15 protein-coding genes are annotated in these 15527 nt (G+C 74.1%); 8 read left to right on the forward strand and 7 right to left on the reverse strand.

Features of this window, described 5'->3' with window-relative positions; all coding sequences use genetic code 11:
- Positions 1 to 119: 119 nt before the first annotated feature.
- Entirely contained in the window at positions 120 to 1274 is a 1155-nt protein-coding gene (gene zapE, locus AB0F01_RS20535; protein WP_362097487.1) for a cell division protein ZapE, read from the reverse strand.
- Here zapE and AB0F01_RS20540 point away from each other — a divergent pair.
- From AB0F01_RS20540 to msrB, 4 genes are all read left to right on the forward strand, one after another.
- The gene (locus AB0F01_RS20540; RefSeq protein ID WP_362097490.1) at positions 1273 to 2121 is read left to right on the forward strand and encodes a pyrimidine reductase family protein; all 849 of its coding nucleotides are present in this window, start codon (positions 1273 to 1275) and stop codon (positions 2119 to 2121) included. The genes zapE and AB0F01_RS20540 overlap by 2 nt on opposite strands.
- A 516-nt stretch (positions 2122 to 2637) precedes the next feature.
- Positions 2638 to 3111: an indole-3-glycerol phosphate synthase gene (locus AB0F01_RS20545; protein WP_362097494.1), complete on the forward strand. Its 474-nt coding sequence runs from the start codon at positions 2638 to 2640 to the stop codon at positions 3109 to 3111.
- Between the two features lie 110 nt (positions 3112 to 3221).
- Positions 3222 to 4610: a UDP-N-acetylmuramate--L-alanine ligase gene (gene murC, locus AB0F01_RS20550; protein WP_362097497.1), complete on the forward strand. Its 1389-nt coding sequence runs from the start codon at positions 3222 to 3224 to the stop codon at positions 4608 to 4610.
- A gap of 14 nt (positions 4611 to 4624) precedes the next feature.
- Positions 4625 to 5032, forward strand: a complete 408-nt coding sequence (gene msrB / locus AB0F01_RS20555; RefSeq protein ID WP_362097500.1) for a peptide-methionine (R)-S-oxide reductase MsrB — start codon at positions 4625 to 4627, stop codon at positions 5030 to 5032.
- A gap of 53 nt (positions 5033 to 5085) precedes the next feature.
- Here the strand turns inward: msrB and AB0F01_RS20560 are convergent, their stop codons facing one another.
- Together AB0F01_RS20560 and AB0F01_RS20565 are read right to left on the reverse strand one after the other, a co-directional pair.
- Positions 5086 to 6543, reverse strand: a complete 1458-nt coding sequence (locus AB0F01_RS20560; protein ID WP_362097503.1) for a HAMP domain-containing sensor histidine kinase — start codon at positions 6541 to 6543, stop codon at positions 5086 to 5088.
- Positions 6540 to 7229, reverse strand: coding sequence for a response regulator transcription factor (locus tag AB0F01_RS20565; protein WP_362097505.1), 690 nt, complete (start codon positions 7227 to 7229; stop codon positions 6540 to 6542). Before AB0F01_RS20565 ends, AB0F01_RS20560 begins: the two co-directional genes overlap by 4 nt.
- A 499-nt stretch (positions 7230 to 7728) precedes the next feature.
- Here AB0F01_RS20565 and AB0F01_RS20570 point away from each other — a divergent pair, with 499 nt between their 5' ends.
- The 4 genes from AB0F01_RS20570 (at position 7729) to AB0F01_RS20585 (ending at position 11379) form a co-directional block, all read left to right on the forward strand.
- Entirely contained in the window at positions 7729 to 8880 is a 1152-nt protein-coding gene (locus AB0F01_RS20570) for an ABC transporter ATP-binding protein (RefSeq protein ID WP_362097507.1), read from the forward strand.
- Positions 8877 to 9602 (forward strand): ABC transporter permease subunit, encoded by a 726-nt coding sequence (locus AB0F01_RS20575; RefSeq protein WP_362097510.1) that lies wholly within the window; start codon positions 8877 to 8879, stop codon positions 9600 to 9602. Before AB0F01_RS20570 ends, AB0F01_RS20575 begins: the two co-directional genes overlap by 4 nt.
- Positions 9599 to 10264 carry an ABC transporter permease gene (locus AB0F01_RS20580; RefSeq protein ID WP_362097513.1) on the forward strand — a complete coding sequence of 222 codons (666 nt, stop codon included), beginning with the start codon at positions 9599 to 9601 and terminating at the stop codon, positions 10262 to 10264. The genes AB0F01_RS20575 and AB0F01_RS20580 overlap by 4 nt, the downstream gene beginning before the upstream one ends.
- A gap of 158 nt (positions 10265 to 10422) precedes the next feature.
- Positions 10423 to 11379 (forward strand): ABC transporter substrate-binding protein, encoded by a 957-nt coding sequence (locus AB0F01_RS20585; protein ID WP_362097516.1) that lies wholly within the window; start codon positions 10423 to 10425, stop codon positions 11377 to 11379.
- Between the two features lie 53 nt (positions 11380 to 11432).
- On the opposite strand, the gene AB0F01_RS20590 is transcribed toward AB0F01_RS20585, so the two are convergent.
- Genes AB0F01_RS20590 through AB0F01_RS20605 form a run of 4 tightly spaced genes read right to left on the reverse strand, consistent with a single transcriptional unit; the run spans position 11433 to position 15457 of the window.
- Complete coding sequence (locus tag AB0F01_RS20590) at positions 11433 to 12029, reverse strand: ATP/GTP-binding protein (protein WP_362097519.1); 597 nt, start codon at positions 12027 to 12029, stop codon at positions 11433 to 11435.
- Positions 12016 to 12375 (reverse strand): DUF742 domain-containing protein, encoded by a 360-nt coding sequence (locus AB0F01_RS20595; RefSeq protein ID WP_362097522.1) that lies wholly within the window; start codon positions 12373 to 12375, stop codon positions 12016 to 12018. Before AB0F01_RS20595 ends, AB0F01_RS20590 begins: the two co-directional genes overlap by 14 nt.
- 1 nt (position 12376) lies before the next feature.
- Entirely contained in the window at positions 12377 to 12808 is a 432-nt protein-coding gene (locus AB0F01_RS20600; RefSeq protein WP_362097525.1) for a roadblock/LC7 domain-containing protein, read from the reverse strand.
- A 39-nt stretch (positions 12809 to 12847) separates the two neighbouring features.
- Positions 12848 to 15457, reverse strand: a complete 2610-nt coding sequence (locus tag AB0F01_RS20605; protein WP_362097528.1) for a nitrate- and nitrite sensing domain-containing protein — start codon at positions 15455 to 15457, stop codon at positions 12848 to 12850.
- Positions 15458 to 15527: the final 70 nt, after the last annotated feature.

The raw sequence follows: 15527 nt of genomic DNA on the forward strand, positions 1-15527 counted from the left end.
GGCGGCGTCGCGGACGCCTTCGGCGGGACGGACCGCCGCGGCGGGAGCGGGCCGGGCAGGCCCGGGGGGAAGGCCGCGGTGGGTCCGGGAAGGCCGCGGTGGGCCCGGAGGGCCGGGCCTCAGCGGTCCCCGGTGAGGCGTCCGGCGTCCCGGGCCAGGGCGGTGAGCCGTGAGATGGCCCGGAAGTACTTCTTGCGGTAGCCGCCCTTCAGCATCTCCTCGCCGAACAGCCGGTCGAAGGGCAACCCGGAGGCGAGGACGGGGATCTCGCGGTCGTAGAGCCGGTCCGCGAGGACCACCAGCCGCAGCGCGGTCGACTGGTCCGGCACCGGCCGGACGCCGGTCAGGCACACCGCGCGCAGCCCGTCGGTCAGCGCCCCGTAGCGGCTGGGATGGATCTTCGCCAGGTGGTCCAGCAGGTCGGGGAAGGCGTCCAGCGAGGCACCCTCGGTGGCCTGCGCGGTCTCGGTGACCAGTTCGTCGGAGTACGGCGGGGGCGCCTCGGGCAGGCCGCGGTGGCGGTAGTCCTCGCCGTCGATGCGCAGGGCGCGGAAGTGGGCGGACAGGCCCTGGATCTCGCGCAGAAAGTCGGCCGCGGCGAACCGGCCCTCGCCCAGCTTGCCGGGCAGCGTGTTGGAGGTGGCGGCCAGCGCCACGCCCGCCTCGACCAGCTTGCCGAGCAGGGTGGAGACGAGCACGGTGTCGCCCGGGTCGTCGAGCTCGAACTCGTCGATGCACAGCAGTCGGTGCCCGGAGAGGGTGCGCACCGTCTGCTGGAAGCCGAGGGCGCCGACCAGGTTGGTCAGCTCCACGAACGTGCCGAACGCCTTCAGCGAGGGTTCGGCGGGGGTGGCGTGCCAGAGCGAGGCCAGCAGATGGGTCTTGCCGACGCCGTAGCCGCCGTCGAGGTACACGCCGCGCGGTCCTGCCGGAGCCTTGCGGGGCGCCTTGCCGAAACCGAACAGCCGCCGCTTGCCGGAGCCGTCGGAGGGCGTGCCGCCGAGCCCGGCGGCGAACTGCTCCAGGACGCCCACCGCCTCGGTCTGGCTGGGCTGGTTCGGGTCCGGTATGTACGTGGCGAACCGGACCGCGTCGAAGCGGGGTGGCGGCACCATCTCGGCGACCAGCCGGTCCGCGGGCACGTGCGGCTCGCGGGCGCACAGGGACAACGGGGCCAGGCCCGTCGGAGGACCGGACGGGGAGGCGGCGGCGGAGGACGCGGAGGAGGACGACACGGTTCCCCATGCTACGGGGCGTGGAACACTGCACCGCATGCGACGCCTGTTCCCTGTGACCCACGAAACAGCAGCTCCCGACGGTGCGGCCGGTGCCGCCGGCGGTTCCGGCACGCCCGGCGGCGAGGCCGCCCAGGAGGTTCCGGCCGGGGCCGGCCGGGAGTGGAGCCTGGCCGAGCTGGCCGCGGCGTACGCCTACCCGGAGCCGGGACCGGGCGGCCGGGAGCCGTGGCTGCGGGCCAACATGGTGTCCACCCTCGACGGGGCGGCCCAGCACGACGGCCGCTCGCAGCCCATCTCCTGCCCGGCCGACATGCGGATCTTCGGCACCCTGCGGGCGCTCGCCGACGTCGTGGTCGTCGGCGCCGAGACGGTCCGGCAGGAGGGGTACCGCCCGGCCCGCGCGCGGGCGGACTTCGCGGCGGCCCGGCAGGCGGCGGGGCAGGGGCCCGCACCCGCGATCGCCGTGGTCAGCGCGAGCCTGGACCTGGACTTCTCGCTGCCGCTGTTCGTCTCGCCGCTGGTGCCGACGCTGGTGCTGACGGGCGCGGCGGCGCCCGCGGACCGGGTCGCCGCCGCCGAGCGCGCCGGGGCCCGGGTGGTCCTCGCCGGCGAGGGCGCCGGGGCCGATCCGGAGCGCGTGGTGCGGGAGCTGGCCGGGCTGGGGCACACCCGGCTGCTGACGGAGGGCGGACCGCGGCTGCTGGGACAGCTGGTGGCCGCCGGGGTGCTGGACGAGCTGTGCCTGACCGTCGCGCCCCTGCTCACCGCGGGGGACGCGCAGCGCGTCGCGGGCGGGCCGGCGGTGACGGTTCCGCGCCGGTTCGCGCTGACGTCGATGCTGGAGGAGGACGGCTTCCTCTTCACCCGCTACGCGCGGTCCTGACCCGGATCGCGCGTAACGGGAGGCGGACGGCCGGCGCACGGTGCCGCCCGTCCGGCCGGTCGCCCGCTGGTCCGCCCGTCCGGGCGGGGGTCACCGTGCCGCCGCCCGCCGCCCGCCGCCCGCCGCCTGCCGCCCGCCGCCTGCCGCCTGCCGTCCGCCGCCCTCCGTCCGCGGCCCGCGGCCCTCCGTCCGCCGCCTGCCGTCCGCCGCCCCGGGGCATCCGTCGGGCAGGTACGACCGGAAGAGAACCGGAGAACGACCTGAGCACGGGCTGAGAACGACCTGAGCACGGCCGGAGGACGACCCGAAGACGACCCGGCCGTGACCGGAAAGGGGTTCGAGAGGTACCGCGAAACCGTTGATCGAGCGGAATTCGCCGTTCCGCTTGGCCCGCCGACAGGCACACTGAAACCGGTCGTACTCGGGCGATCACGGGGCAGGATGGTTTCCGCAGCGGGCGGCAGGCCCCGCGGAGGAGAGAGGGCCCGACGGTCCTCCGAAGGAGAAGGGGCGCTGGTGTTCACAAGCGTACTGATGATCGAGAAGGCCCTGACGTCCGCCGACGTGGAGTTCGTCACCACCTTGCACGGCGACGAGCCGGTCTCCTTCCACGTCCTGCTCCAGCCACGCGGCGAACAGGCGGACCGGCTCCTGCGGGCCATCGACGACGTCGCCCTCGGCGAGCTCGACGAAGCCGTCCGGGAAGGGGAGACCCCCGAGGGCGAGGAGGCCCGCAGCATGGGCGAGCGCGCCCTGGAGGTGTCCCTGCGGGCCCTGCGCGCCTCCGGCGACCAGGCCCAGGGGCGCCTCGTCAAGGACCACCCGCTGGACGCGCTGAGAACCCTGGTCGACGAGGTCGGCGCGGACGAGGTCATCGTCCTGACCGACCCGCACTACGTGGAGGAGTTCTTCCACCGCGACTGGGCCTCCCGCGCCCGCCACAAGGTGGGCGTACCGGTGCTGAAACTCTTCTCCCACAGCAAGGCATAGGCTGGGGCGGCGCCTTCCCGGCGAGGGCGCGCCCGTCCGTCACGGACGCGCGCCCGGCGCCGGGCGCGCGTCCCGTCGTCCCGCCCGTCGCACCACTGGGGAGAACACGCATGGCACCCGGCCTTCCTACCGCCATGGACCGACCGCACTTCATCGGCATCGGCGGCGCCGGAATGTCGGGGATCGCCAAGATCCTCGCCCAGCGCGGCGCCCGGGTGGCCGGCAGCGACGCCAAGGACTCCGCGACCGCCGAGGCCCTGCGCGCCCTGGGCGCCACCGTGCACATCGGCCACGCGGCGGAGCACCTGGCCGACGACGCCAGCTGCGTCGTGGTGTCGTCGGCGATCCGCGAGGACAACCCGGAGCTGGCCCGCGCCGCGGCGCTGGGCATCCCGGTGGTGCACCGCTCCGACGCCCTCGCCGCCCTGATGGACGGGCTGCGCCCGATCGCGGTGGCCGGCACCCACGGCAAGACCACCACCACCTCCATGCTGGCCGTCTCCCTGACCTCCCTCGGCCGCGAGCCGTCCTACGCCATCGGCGGCGACCTGGACGCCCCCGGCTCCAACGCGCTGCACGGTACGGGCGAGATCTTCGTCGCCGAGGCCGACGAGTCCGACCGCAGCTTCCACAAGTACGCGCCCGAGGTGGCGATCATCCTCAACGTGGAGCTGGACCACCACGCCAACTACGCCTCGATGGAGGAGATCCACGCCTCCTTCGAGACCTTCGTCGGCCGCATCGTCCCCGGCGGCACCCTGGTGATCTCCGCCGACCACGAGGGCGCGCGGGAACTGACCCGGCGGCTGGACGGCTCGGTGCGCACCGTCACCTACGGCGAGTCCGCCGACGCCGACGTGCGCGTGCTGTCGGTCGTCCCGCAGGGCCTGCGCAGTGAGGTGACCGTGGACCTCGACGGCACCCCGCTCACCTTCACCGTGTCGGTCCCCGGCCGCCACTACGCGCACAACGCCGTGGCCGCGCTCGCGGCGGGCGTCGCGCTGGGCATCCCGGCCGAGGAGCTGGCCCCCGCCCTGGCCTCCTACACCGGCGTCAAGCGGCGCCTGCAGCTCATGGGCGAGGCCGCGGGCGTCCAGGTCATCGACTCCTACGCGCACCACCCGACGGAGATGACCGCCGACCTGGAGGCGATGCGCGCCGCCGCCGGGGACTCCCGCATCCTCGTCGTCTTCCAGCCTCACCTGTTCTCCCGCACCCGCGAACTGGGCACGGAGATGGGCACGGCCCTGGCCCTGGCCGACGCCTCCCTGGTGCTGGACATCTACCCGGCCCGCGAGGACCCGATCCCCGGCGTCACCAGCGAGCTGATCATCGACGCGGCGCGGGCGGCCGGCGCGGACGTCACCCCCGTCCCGGACGCGGCCGACGTCCCGGCGGCGGTGGCGGGAATGGCGAAGCCCGGGGATCTCGTTCTCACCATGGGAGCGGGCGACGTCACCGACCTCGGCCCGCGCATCCTGGACCGTCTGTCGAACTGAAGGGCCCCATCCTCATGCCGTACGACGTGGAGAAGCCGGACGAGCAGTGGCGCGCGGAACTGTCGCCGTCCGAGTACGCGGTGCTGCGCCAGGCGGCGACGGAACCGGCGTTCACCGGGGAGTACACGGACACCAAGACCGAGGGCGTCTACTCCTGCCGTGCCTGCGGCGCGGAGCTGTTCACCTCGGACACCAAGTTCGAGTCGCACTGCGGCTGGCCGTCGTTCTACGACCCGCGGGACACCGAGGCGGTGGAGCTGGTCGAGGACCGGTCCCACGGCATGGTCCGCACCGAGGTGCGCTGCGCCCGCTGCGGCTCCCACCTCGGCCACGTCTTCGAGGGCGAGGGCTACGCCACGCCCACCGACCAGCGTTACTGCATCAACAGCATCGCGCTGCGGCTCCAGCCGCAGGAGGGCTGACCGCACCGGCTGACCGCACCGGCTGACGCACCCCCGGCGGAGCCGGGCGCCGGTCAGCCGGGCAGGTCCCGGCGTCCGCCCCGGGGCAGCCGCACGGTGAACACCGTCGCGCCCGGCCCGCCGGCCAGCTCGACGGTGCCGCCGTGCGCCCCCACCAGCGACCGGGCCACCGACAGGCCGAGCCCGCTGCCGCCCCGGTCGCGGGAGCGGGCCTTGTCGACGCGGTAGAAGCGGTCGAAGACCCGCTCCCGGTCCTCCTCGGGGATGCCCGGGCCCGCGTCGGCGACCCGGATCAGCACCTCGCCCGGCCCGGCGGCGACCGTCACCGACACGGGAGTCCCGGCCGGGGTGTGCACGGCCGCGTTGGTGAGGAGGTTGTCCAGCACCTGTCGTATCCGGTCCGCGTCCAGACGCGTCACCAGCGGGCCGGGATCCGCCGACACCGTCAGCGGGTGGCCGGGATGCCCGGCCCGGAACGCGTCGGCGGCCTGCCGGACCAGCTCCACCACGTCCGTCGGCGAGGCACGCACCGGCGCCCCCGCGTCCGCCGCGTCCAGCCGGGCGAGCAGCAGCAGGTCGTCCAGCAGCACCCCCATCCGGGCCGCCTCCGCCCGCAGCCGCGCCAGGTGCCGCTCGCGTTCCCCGGGCGCGTCGGCCGCCGCGTACTGGAACAGGTCCGCGTAGCCCCGCACCGACATCAGCGGGGTGCGCAGCTCGTGCGAGGCGTCCGCGACGAAGCGGCGCAGCCGCTGCTCGGCCTCCGCGCGCACCGCCAGGGAGCGGTCGATGTGCTCCAGCATCGTGTTGAACGCGGTGCGCAGCTCCGCCACCTCCGGCCCGCCGTCCCGGCCGTCGGCGCGCAGCGGCAGCCGGGCCGCCGACTCGGTCAGGTCGTGCGAGGCGATGCCGTGCGCCGTGCTCGCCATGTCGCTCAGCGGTTTCAGGCCCCGCCGCAGCATGTGCCGCCCGGCCACCACCAGGGCCGCGAGCGCCAGCGCGAACACCACCACCTGCACCGTGATCAGCCGCTCCACGGTCTCCTCGACGTCCGTCACGGGCGCCGCGCTCACCAGCACCACCCCCGGCCGGACCTCGCACCCCCGCAGCCGGTAGGTGCCCTCGCCGTCGATCCGCGCGGTGTGCGTCAGCTCGGTGTCGGAGTGCGCCATCGCCCGCGCCAGCGCGGTGAACGCCCCGGTGTCCTCGGGCACGTCGGCCGGCCGTCGCAGCCGCACCGCGTCGTCCGACACGTCGTAGACCGCCGTGTACCAGCCGTAGTACGGCTTGCGCCGCACCGTCCCGTGCGCCGCCGCGTCCTTGGCCTGCACGGTCTGCACCAGCTTGAGCTGGGTCCCCAGCTGCTGCTCCAGGTAGTCCCGCATGTGGGCGGTGAGCGTGGTGCCGACGACCGCGAACACGGCCAGCGACAGCACGCCGAGGCCGAGCGCGAGCCGGGTGCCCAGACGCAGCCGCCGGTGGGCGTGGCGCAGCCGGCCGACGCTCCGCCTCACTCGGCGGCCTCGCGTATCGCGTAGCCGAAGCCCCGCACGGTCCGGATCAACGGAGGGCCGGTGTCGTCCAGTTTGCGACGCAGCCGGCTGACCACCAGCTCCACCACGTTGGACCGGCCGCCGAAGCCGTACTCCCACACGTGGTCGAGGATCTGCGCCTTGGTCTGCACGGCCGGCGAGCGGCGCATCAGGTAGCGCAGCACCTCGTACTCGGTGGGGGTCAGCGACAGCAGCCGCTCGCCGCGCCGCACCTCACGGGCGTCCTCGTCCATCGTCAGATCACCCACCGACAGCACCGGCCGCCCGGGGCCCGGCCCGGCACTGCGGCGCAACACGGTCCGCAGCCGGGCCATCAACTCCTCCACCGCGAACGGCTTGACGAGGTAGTCGTCGCCGCCCCGGGTCAGCCCCTCGACCCGGTCGGCGACGCCGTCCCGGGCGGTGAGGAACACCACCGGCACCATCGTCCCCGAGCGGCGCAGCCGGTCCAGCACGCCGAAGCCGTCGACGTCCGGCAGCATCAGGTCGAGCACCACGATGTCCGGACGGAACGCGGCGGCCCGACGCAGCGCCTGGGCACCGGTGTTGGCGGTGACCGCCTGCCAGCCCTCGTAGCGGGCGACGGTGGCGACCAGGTCGGCGATGGGCGGGTCGTCGTCGACGACGAGCAGGCGTACGGTGTCCACCCGCTCATACTGCGGTACGCGGCGCGCGGCGCCGAGGGGCAGCCGGGCGCCCCCAGGGACATCGACAGGAAAGCGACAGGAACGCGGCCCGCAACTCCCGGCCCTCGCGGGCGTCCCCGGTTCCCCGCGAGATCCGGGGGCGCCGGGGGAGCCGGGGGAACGACGCGGGAGCCCCGGGTGCCGGCCCGGACCGCGGGCGCGACGGGCGACCGGCTGCGACGGACGACCGGGTCCGACGGGCGTCCGGGTCCGGCGGGCGTCCGGGTCCGGCGGACGCCACCGGGTGCGGTGGCCGGGACCGGTGGATGACCGGGTGGCGCGGTCGGAGACGACCAGGGGGTTTCCGGGCGGCCGGGCGGGGCAGGTGGCGTACCGCGCGGGGCACGCGCCGGGGACCTCGCGCGGTCCGGCGTGCTGTCGGTGGCGATGTCTAGACTCGTCCGGCGGCACACCGCGCGACCTTGGTCAGCATTTCCGCCACCGAAGGGCATTCGGCGTCTTGATACGGATCGACTCAGTCACGAAGCGGTACCCGGACGGCACGGTGGCGGTCGACCGGCTGTCGCTGGAGATCCCCGACCGCTCGATCACCGTCCTCGTCGGGCCCTCGGGCTGCGGCAAGACGACCACCCTCCGCATGATCAACCGGATGGTCGAGCCCACCGAGGGAACGATCCTCCTCGACGGCGAGGACATCCGCAGCCGGCCGGTCACCGCCCTGCGCCGGTCCATGGGGTACGTCATCCAGAACGCCGGCCTGTTCCAGCACCGCACCATCGTCGACAACATCGCCACCGTGCCCCGCATGCTCGGCTGGGGCCGGCGGCGCGCCCGGGAACGCGCGGCCGAGCTGATGGAGCGGGTGGGCCTGGACCCGTCGCTGGCCGAGCGGTACCCGTACCAGCTCTCCGGCGGCCAGCAGCAGCGCGTCGGCGTCGCCCGCGCGCTCGCCGCCGACCCGCCGGTGCTGCTGATGGACGAGCCCTTCTCCGCCGTCGACCCCGTCGTGCGCAAGGGGCTCCAGGACGAACTGCTGCGTATCCAGGACGAACTGGGCAAGACCATCGTCTTCGTCACCCACGACATCGACGAGGCGATCACCCTGGGCACCATGGTCGCGGTGTTCCGCGAGGGCGGCCGGCTCGCCCAGTACGCGCCGCCCGCGGACCTGCTGTCCGCGCCCGCGGACGCCTTCGTGGAGGACTTCCTCGGCGCTGACCGGGGCATCCGCCGGCTGTCCTTCCTGCCGTCCGGCACGCTGGAGCCGGTCATGGACGGCGTGGTGCCGCTGCACGCCCCGGCCGAGCGGATCGCCGCCGCGGACGCCGGCGCCGAACACCTGCTGGTCACCGACGAGGACGGCCGGCCGCTGGGCTGGGCCGCCCGTCGGGATCTGCTCGCGGGCGACACCGACCGGCTGTTGCCCCACGGCCGGCCGTTCGTGCCCGGCACCGACTCCCTCCGGGTCGCCCTGGACCGGGCCGTGCTCTCGCCCACCGGCCGCGCGGTCGCCGTGGACGCCGCCGGACGGGTGACCGGCGTGGTCTCCCAGCAGGCCATCGCCGAGGCCGTCCGCGCCGGCCACGCCGCGTCCGGCGACGACCGCCCGGCCGGCGACGGCCGCCTCGGCACGGCCGGAGTGGCCCCGTGACCGGCTTCTTCGACATCCCCAGCGACCTCCAGCACAGCTGGGCCGGACTGATCGGGCTCCATCTGCGCGAGGCCCTGCTGCCGGTCGCCGCCGGACTGCTGCTCGCCCTGCCGCTCGCCCAGCTGTGCGTGCGCTTCCGCCGGCTGTACCCGCCGGTGCTGGGCTTCACGACCGTGCTCTACGCCATCCCCTCTCTGGCCTTCTTCGTGGTCCTCATCGACTACACCGGCCAGAGCGAACTCACCGTGATGATCCCGCTCGCCGTGTACAGCCTGGTGGTGCTGGTCCCGGCGATCGTCGACGGTGTGCGCTCGGTGCCCGACGAGACGCTGGCCGCCGCCACCGCCATGGGCTTCGGCCCCGTACGGCGGTACGTCCAGGTGCAGTTGCCGCTCGCGGTGCCCGCAGTCATCGCGGGACTGCGGGTGGCCACCGCGTCCAGCATCTCCCTGGTGAGCGTCGGCGCACTGATCGGCAACCAGGGCGCCCTCGGCAACCTGCTCGCCGCCGCCCAGAAGTACGACCGCCCCGAACTCGCGGTGAACGCCGTCCTGACCATGGCCGCCCTCGCCATCGTCTGCGACGCCCTGCTGGTGCTGCTCCGCGCCGTGCTGACCCCGTGGATGCCCCGCTCCGGACACGGCGGACGGGGCCGGCCGAAGGCCGCCGCGCGCGGTGCCCGGCCCGCGCCCGGACTGGAGCCCGGAGGTGGGGCCCGGTGAACGTCCTCTCCTTCGTCGAGGCCTTCTTCAGCGACCCCGCCCAGTGGCAGGGCTACGACGGCATCCCGCAACGCCTGCTGGAGCACCTCCAGTACACGCTGCTCGCCCTCGCCGTCGCCGCCGCGATCGGCCTGCCCGTCGGCCTGCTCACCGGCCACACCGGGCGCGGCGGGAACGCGGTCGCCTTCGTCGCCAACGCCGCCCGCGCCCTGCCCAGCTTCGGCCTGCTGGTGCTGGTGGTCCTGCTCATCGGCTTCGGCCTGCTGCCCGTGATGATCCCCCTGGTGGTGCTCGCCGTGCCGCCGATCCTGGTGACCACCTACGAGGCGGTGCGCTCGGTCGACCCCTCGCCGGTGGACGCCGCCCGGGGCATGGGCATGCGGGAGTCGCGGATCCTCTTCCAGGTCGAACTGCCGGTGGCGCTGCCGCTCGTCCTCAGCGGACTGCGGTCGGCCGCCATCCAGATCGTGTCGACGGCCACCATCGCCGCGTACGTCAGCCTCGGCGGCTTCGGCCGGTACATCATCGACGGGCTCTACCAGCGCGACTACACCAAGGTGGTGGGCGGCGCCACCCTGGTCGCCGTGCTGGCGCTGGCCACCCTCGGAGTGTTCTGGGCCGCCGGCCGCCTGGCCGTCTCGCCCGGGGTGCGGCGGCGCTGACCGGCCGCACCCGACGCCCCTCCCGCCCCGCGCAGCGCGGATGGTGACGGGCCGTCATCCCCCGGAGTCCCGGGCTCGGCACCTCCGCCGGGGCGGGGGCCGGAAACCGTGACCACGACGTAGTTGACCGCACCTGAGCGGCTGGATTGGATCGGTGAATGACTTCTACCGCGCAGAGCAGTTGGACGAGGACGAGGCACACCGGCGTGACGACCGTCGCGCTCGCCGCCGCGGCGGCGCTGCTCGCCGGCTGCTCCTCCGGCGACACCGGCGACAACCCCCTGGCGGGGGAGAAGGCGGAGGCCGGGACCGTCGTCGTCGGCTCCAACAACTTCGCCGAGAGCACCCTGCTCGCCGACATCTACGGCGAGGCCCTGCGGGCCCGGGACATCAAGGTCACCTACAAGCACAACATCGGCAGCCGGGAGACCACCTACGGCCTGATGAAGAACGGTTCCATCACCGTCCTGCCGGAGTACAACGGCTCGCTGCTCGCCTACCTCGACCCCGAGGCCGAGCAGAAGACCGCGGAGGACGTCGCCACCGCCGTCAAGGCGAAACTGGACAAGGGCCTGACCCTGCTGGAGTCGTCCCCGGCCGAGAACAAGGACTCGGTCGCCCTCAACGCGCGGACGGCGAAGAAGTACGGCCTCACCGAGGAGTCCACCCTCGCCGACCTCGAGAAGGCGGCACCCGAGCTGGTGATCGGCGGTTCGCCCGAGTTCCAGACCCGCAAGCAGGGGCTGAAGGGCCTGAAGGAGGTCTACGGACTGGAGTTCAAGTCCTTCAAGGCGCTCGACGCGGGCGGTCCGCTGACCCAGGAGGCGCTGATCCGGAACACTGTGCAGGCGGCGGACATCTTCACCACCGACCCGACCATCGTCAAGGAGAAGTTCGTCGTCCTGAAGGACCCGGAGAACCTCTTCGGGTTCGCCAACGTGACCCCGCTGGTCAACGAGGACGGCCTGCCGAAGGAGGGCGTCGACGCCCTGAACGCGGTCTCGGCGGCGCTGGACACCGAGACGCTGCGCGACCTGGACGCCCAGGTGCAGCTGGAGAAGAAGGACCCGCTGGACGTCGCCAAGGCCTGGCTGAAGTCGGCCGGCCTGGACTGAGCCGAAGCGTAGGGAACGACCGGAGCACGCCCGCGCGGGTCCGGGGGCGGGGGTCAGGGTGCCGGGGCGGCTGCCGCGATCAGCCGGTCGATCAGGGCGATCAGCACGTCCCGGCACGACTCCCGCTCCCGCGCGTCGCACAGCAGCACCGGCACGCCCGACGGCAGGGTCAGCGCCTCCCGGATGTCCTCCACGGGGTAGGGGTGCTCACCGTGGAAGCCGTTCACGGCGACGACGAAGGGGATGCCCCGGCGCTCGAAGAAGTCGATCGCGGCGAAACTGGACCGCGGCCGGCGCACGTCCACCACGACCACCGCCCCCAGCGCACCGAGGGCCAGGTCGTTCCACATGAACCAGAACCGCTGCTGGCCCGGCGTGCCGAAGAGGTACAGCACCAGGTCGTCCGAGACGGTGATCCGGCCGAAGTCCAGGGCCACCGTGGTGGCACGTTTCTCCTCGATGCCGTCCAGGTCGTCGACGTCCAGCCCGGCCAGGGTCAGCGGCTCCTCGGTGCGCAGCGGCACGATCTCGCTGACCGAACCGACCAGGGTGGTCTTCCCCACGCCGAAGCCGCCGGCGATCAGGATCTTGACCGTGTCGGGTGCCCGGCGGGGGCGCGGGGCCTCGGCGGTGGCGTCAGAGGCGGCCAAGTCCGTCCCTCACTTTCTGCAGCAGGTCCAGGTCCGGGGTGGTGCGGGTGACCGGGTGCGGGGGCCGCGCGGTGATCCGGCCCGCCTCCAGCAGGTCGCACAGCAGGATCACCACCACGCTCACCGGCAGGTCCAGCCGGGCGGCCACCTCCGCCACCGCGACCGGCTCCGCGCACATCCGCAGGATCCGCGTGTGCTCCGGCTGGGGGCGGGCGCCCGTACCGGGCTGCGGATCGACCGCCGTGACCGTGGTGATCAGCGTGAAGTCGGCCCGGCTGGGCCGGGTCCGGCCGCCCGTCAGCGTGAACGGGCGTACCAGTCGGCCCGCCGGATCGCCTCCCCCCACCTCACACGCCGGGGTCGACGGCGGGCCCCGCGGTGCCCCTCGGCGCCGCGCTGAGGTGCTCACCGATCTTCTTCACCAGCATGTTCATCTGGTACGCCACCACCCCGACGTCCGCGCCCGGACCGGTCAGCACCACCAGGTGCGCCCCGGGACCGGCCGCGGTGAGGATCAGGTAGCCGTTGGCCATCTCGATGAGCGCCTGGCGCACCGGCCCGCCCCGGAAGTCCATGCTGACGCCCTTGCTCAGGCTCATCAGGCCGGAGGCGGTCGCCGCGAGGCGTTCGGCGTCGTCCCGCAGGAAGCCGGTCGACTTGCTCACCACCAGCCCGTCCTCGGAGAGCACCACGGCCTGGTTGACGTCGGCGACCCGCTCCACGAGTCCGGTGAGCAGCTGGTCGAGCTGGGTGTGCGTGGCGGGGATGGGGCGTGTCATGGCGGTGTTCCTTCGTGAACGGTGGTCGGCGATCGTCGGTCAGCGATCGGCGGGAGGGGTCGTGAACTCGGGGGTGGCGGCGGCCGGGTGCTCCGCCGCGGGGTCGGTGTCACCCGGGCGCGTGCCGTCGGTGTCGATGGTGCCGTCGGTGCCGTCGACGGCTCCGGTGCCGGACGAAGCGCCGCCGCCGGCCGTACGGCCGTCACCGGAGGTATGGCCGTCGTGGCCGTTCGCGTGGTGACGGTCCTGCCGGTCGTGCCGGTCGGCCTGGTGGTCCGGGCCGGCTCGGTCCGGGCGGTCGGCCCGGTCCGGCATGTCGTCCCGGTCCCGCCGGGCGCGGGACGTGCCGTGCTGGAACCCGGACAGGGAGGAGGCGGCGCGTTCCGCCGTGAAGTCCTGGTCGGCGGAGGCCTCGCCGGGCTCCGGTACGGCCTCCTCGCGCAGTTCGGCGGCCAGGCTGGTCTGCGGCACCCGGCGGGGGAGCGGGGTGAGCCCGCCGGGGCGGTCGGCGCCACCGGTCCCGTCGGCGCTGCGCGCGGGAGCCGGGGCGGCGGCACGGCGGGACGGGCCGCCGCCGGGAGCGGGGCCGGGCTCCCCGGAGGCGGCGTCGCCGTCCGCGTCCGGCGCGTCCGGCGCGTCCGGTCCCTCCGAGGACCGGGACGGCGCGTCCGGAGCCGTCGTGGTCGTCCCCGGGTCCGGGGCGGCGGAGCGGTCGTCCGGGGCCTCCCGCACCACGACGTCGTGCGGGACCAGCACGATCGCGGTGGTCCCGCCGTAGGGCGAGGGGCGCAGGGTGACGGCGATGCCGTGCCGGTGCGCGAGCTGGGAGATCACGAACATGCCGAGCCGCAGGTCGTCCGCGAGGGCCACCACGTCGAACTGCGGCGGGGTCGCCAACTGGGCGTTGAAGGAGGCGTAGTCCTCCTCCGACAGCCCGAGCCCCCGGTCCTCGACCTCGACCGCGAGGCCCTTGGCCACCATGGCCGCCCGCACGGCGACCGGGCTCGGCGCCGGCGAGTAGGCCGTCGCGTTGTCGATCAGCTCGGCCAGCAGGTGGATGACGTCGGCCACCGCGGGCGGGGCGATCGCGATGTCCTCCTCCTCGGTCTGCACCTCCACCCGCTGGTACTCGGCGACCTCGCCGACGGCGCTGCGCAGGATGTCGATCAGGGCGACCGGCCGGCTCCAGGTGCGGCCCGGCCGTTCCCCGCTGACGATGACAAGGTTCTCCTCGTAGCGGCGCAACTGGCTGGCCGTCGAGTCGAGTTCGTACAGGCCCTTGAGGACGTCCGGGTCGGTGTGCCGGCGTTCCAGCGCGTCCAGCTTGCTCAGCTGGAGGTTCACCAGGTTCTGGCTCTGCCGGGCGATGCCCAGGATGATCTTCTGGAAGCCCCGCCGGGCGTCGGCGAGTTCGACCGCCGTGTGCACGGCCGTGCGCTGCGCTGTGTTGAACGCCTGTGCCACCTGGCCGAGTTCGTCGTGGCCGTAGTCCAACGGCGTCGTCGCGGATTCCGGGTCGACCTTCTCGCCGCGCTCGAGCCGGGCCACCACGTCCGGCAGTCGCTCCTCGGCCAGGCTCAGCGTGGCCATCCGCAGCCCGCGCAGCCGCCGGGAGAGCGAACGGGTGATCCGCCAGGACATGCCCACGCACACCAGCAGGGCCGCCAGCCCGCCCGCGCTCAGCGCGGCGGCCGTCAGCAGCAGCCCGCGGGCCTCGTCGGCGCTGCGGGTGAGCAGTCCGTCGGTCTCCTCCCGGATCAGCGCGGTGTACCGCGCCGACACCTCCTCCCAGGCCGCGTCCCACTGGCGCTGCGCGTCCGGCAGGGCGACGCGGCCGTCCTTGCCGGTGGCACGCGCGGTGAGCACCTGGTCCTCGATCTTCTCCAGGGTGCGCCACTCGGGGCTCGCCAGGATCTGCTCCGTCCGGGTCCGGGCACCGTCCCGCAGCGACGGCAGGATCTGGTCCCGCACCAGCCAGCGGCGGGTGCTCACCAGCGTCGCGAAGTCGGCCCGTTCCCCGCTGTCCAGGTGCCCGGCCGGCCACGCCAGCGTGAGCAGCGTGTCGCCCCGGGACATGAGTTCCGCCGCCTGTTCCATCGACACCAGCGGTCCGGCCTGCGAGGTGAGGTCGCCGTCGTCGACCTGGGACAGCTGCCGGAAGGCGTGGATCTGCTCGTCGATGATCGACGTGTAGTGGTCGAGCGCCTGCTCGGGCGTGATGTCACCGGGATCGTCGATCTGGTCCCGGTAGTACTCCAGGCTGCCCACCGAACCCAGCACCGAGTACATCCGGTCCGACACCCGCGCCGGTGCCCCGGCGATCGCGTCCGCCCGGCCGGCGAGCTCGGCCACCGCCCGGTCGGTCCGTTCCCGCTGGGCGTCGAGCGCGCCGCGGGACGCCCGGGGCGAGGACAGCCAGGCGGCGGTCAGCCCGCGCTCCCGCTGCAGGGCGAGCGCCGCCTCGGTGCCCATCGCGCCCGTCGACCGGCTCAACTCCGTCTGTGCCCGCAGCCGCAGCCCCTCCGAGAACATCTGCGTCGTCGTCACGCCCCACATCGCGGCGAGGGTGACGCCCGGCACCAGTGCCAGGAGCACCAGCGAGAGACGTATGGAGCCGAGTCGGCGCCGGGCACCTGTCCGTGGAGACATCGTCGTCCTAGAGCGGTCGGGTCGAAGGGGGCGGAGGCGGTGCGCAGGATGCTATCCGCACGGGTGGGCG

The sequence above is a fragment of the Streptomyces sp. NPDC029526 genome, assembly GCF_040637405.1.
Taxonomy (GTDB): Bacteria; Actinomycetota; Actinomycetes; order Streptomycetales; family Streptomycetaceae; genus Streptomyces.

What these genes read in the sequence shown, in the direction of transcription:
- zapE (WP_362097487.1), bottom strand. Translation starts at nt 1,274, where the DNA reads ATGCGGTGCAGTGTTCCACGCCCCGTAGCATGGGGAACCGTGTCGTCC.
- AB0F01_RS20585 (WP_362097516.1), top strand. Translation starts at nt 10,423, where the DNA reads ATGACTTCTACCGCGCAGAGCAGTTGGACGAGGACGAGGCACACCGGC.
- msrB (WP_362097500.1), top strand. Translation starts at nt 4,625, where the DNA reads ATGCCGTACGACGTGGAGAAGCCGGACGAGCAGTGGCGCGCGGAACTG.
- AB0F01_RS20540 (WP_362097490.1), top strand. Translation starts at nt 1,273, where the DNA reads ATGCGACGCCTGTTCCCTGTGACCCACGAAACAGCAGCTCCCGACGGT.
- AB0F01_RS20605 (WP_362097528.1), bottom strand. Translation starts at nt 15,457, where the DNA reads ATGTCTCCACGGACAGGTGCCCGGCGCCGACTCGGCTCCATACGTCTC.
- murC (WP_362097497.1), top strand. Translation starts at nt 3,222, where the DNA reads ATGGCACCCGGCCTTCCTACCGCCATGGACCGACCGCACTTCATCGGC.
- AB0F01_RS20600 (WP_362097525.1), bottom strand. Translation starts at nt 12,808, where the DNA reads ATGACACGCCCCATCCCCGCCACGCACACCCAGCTCGACCAGCTGCTC.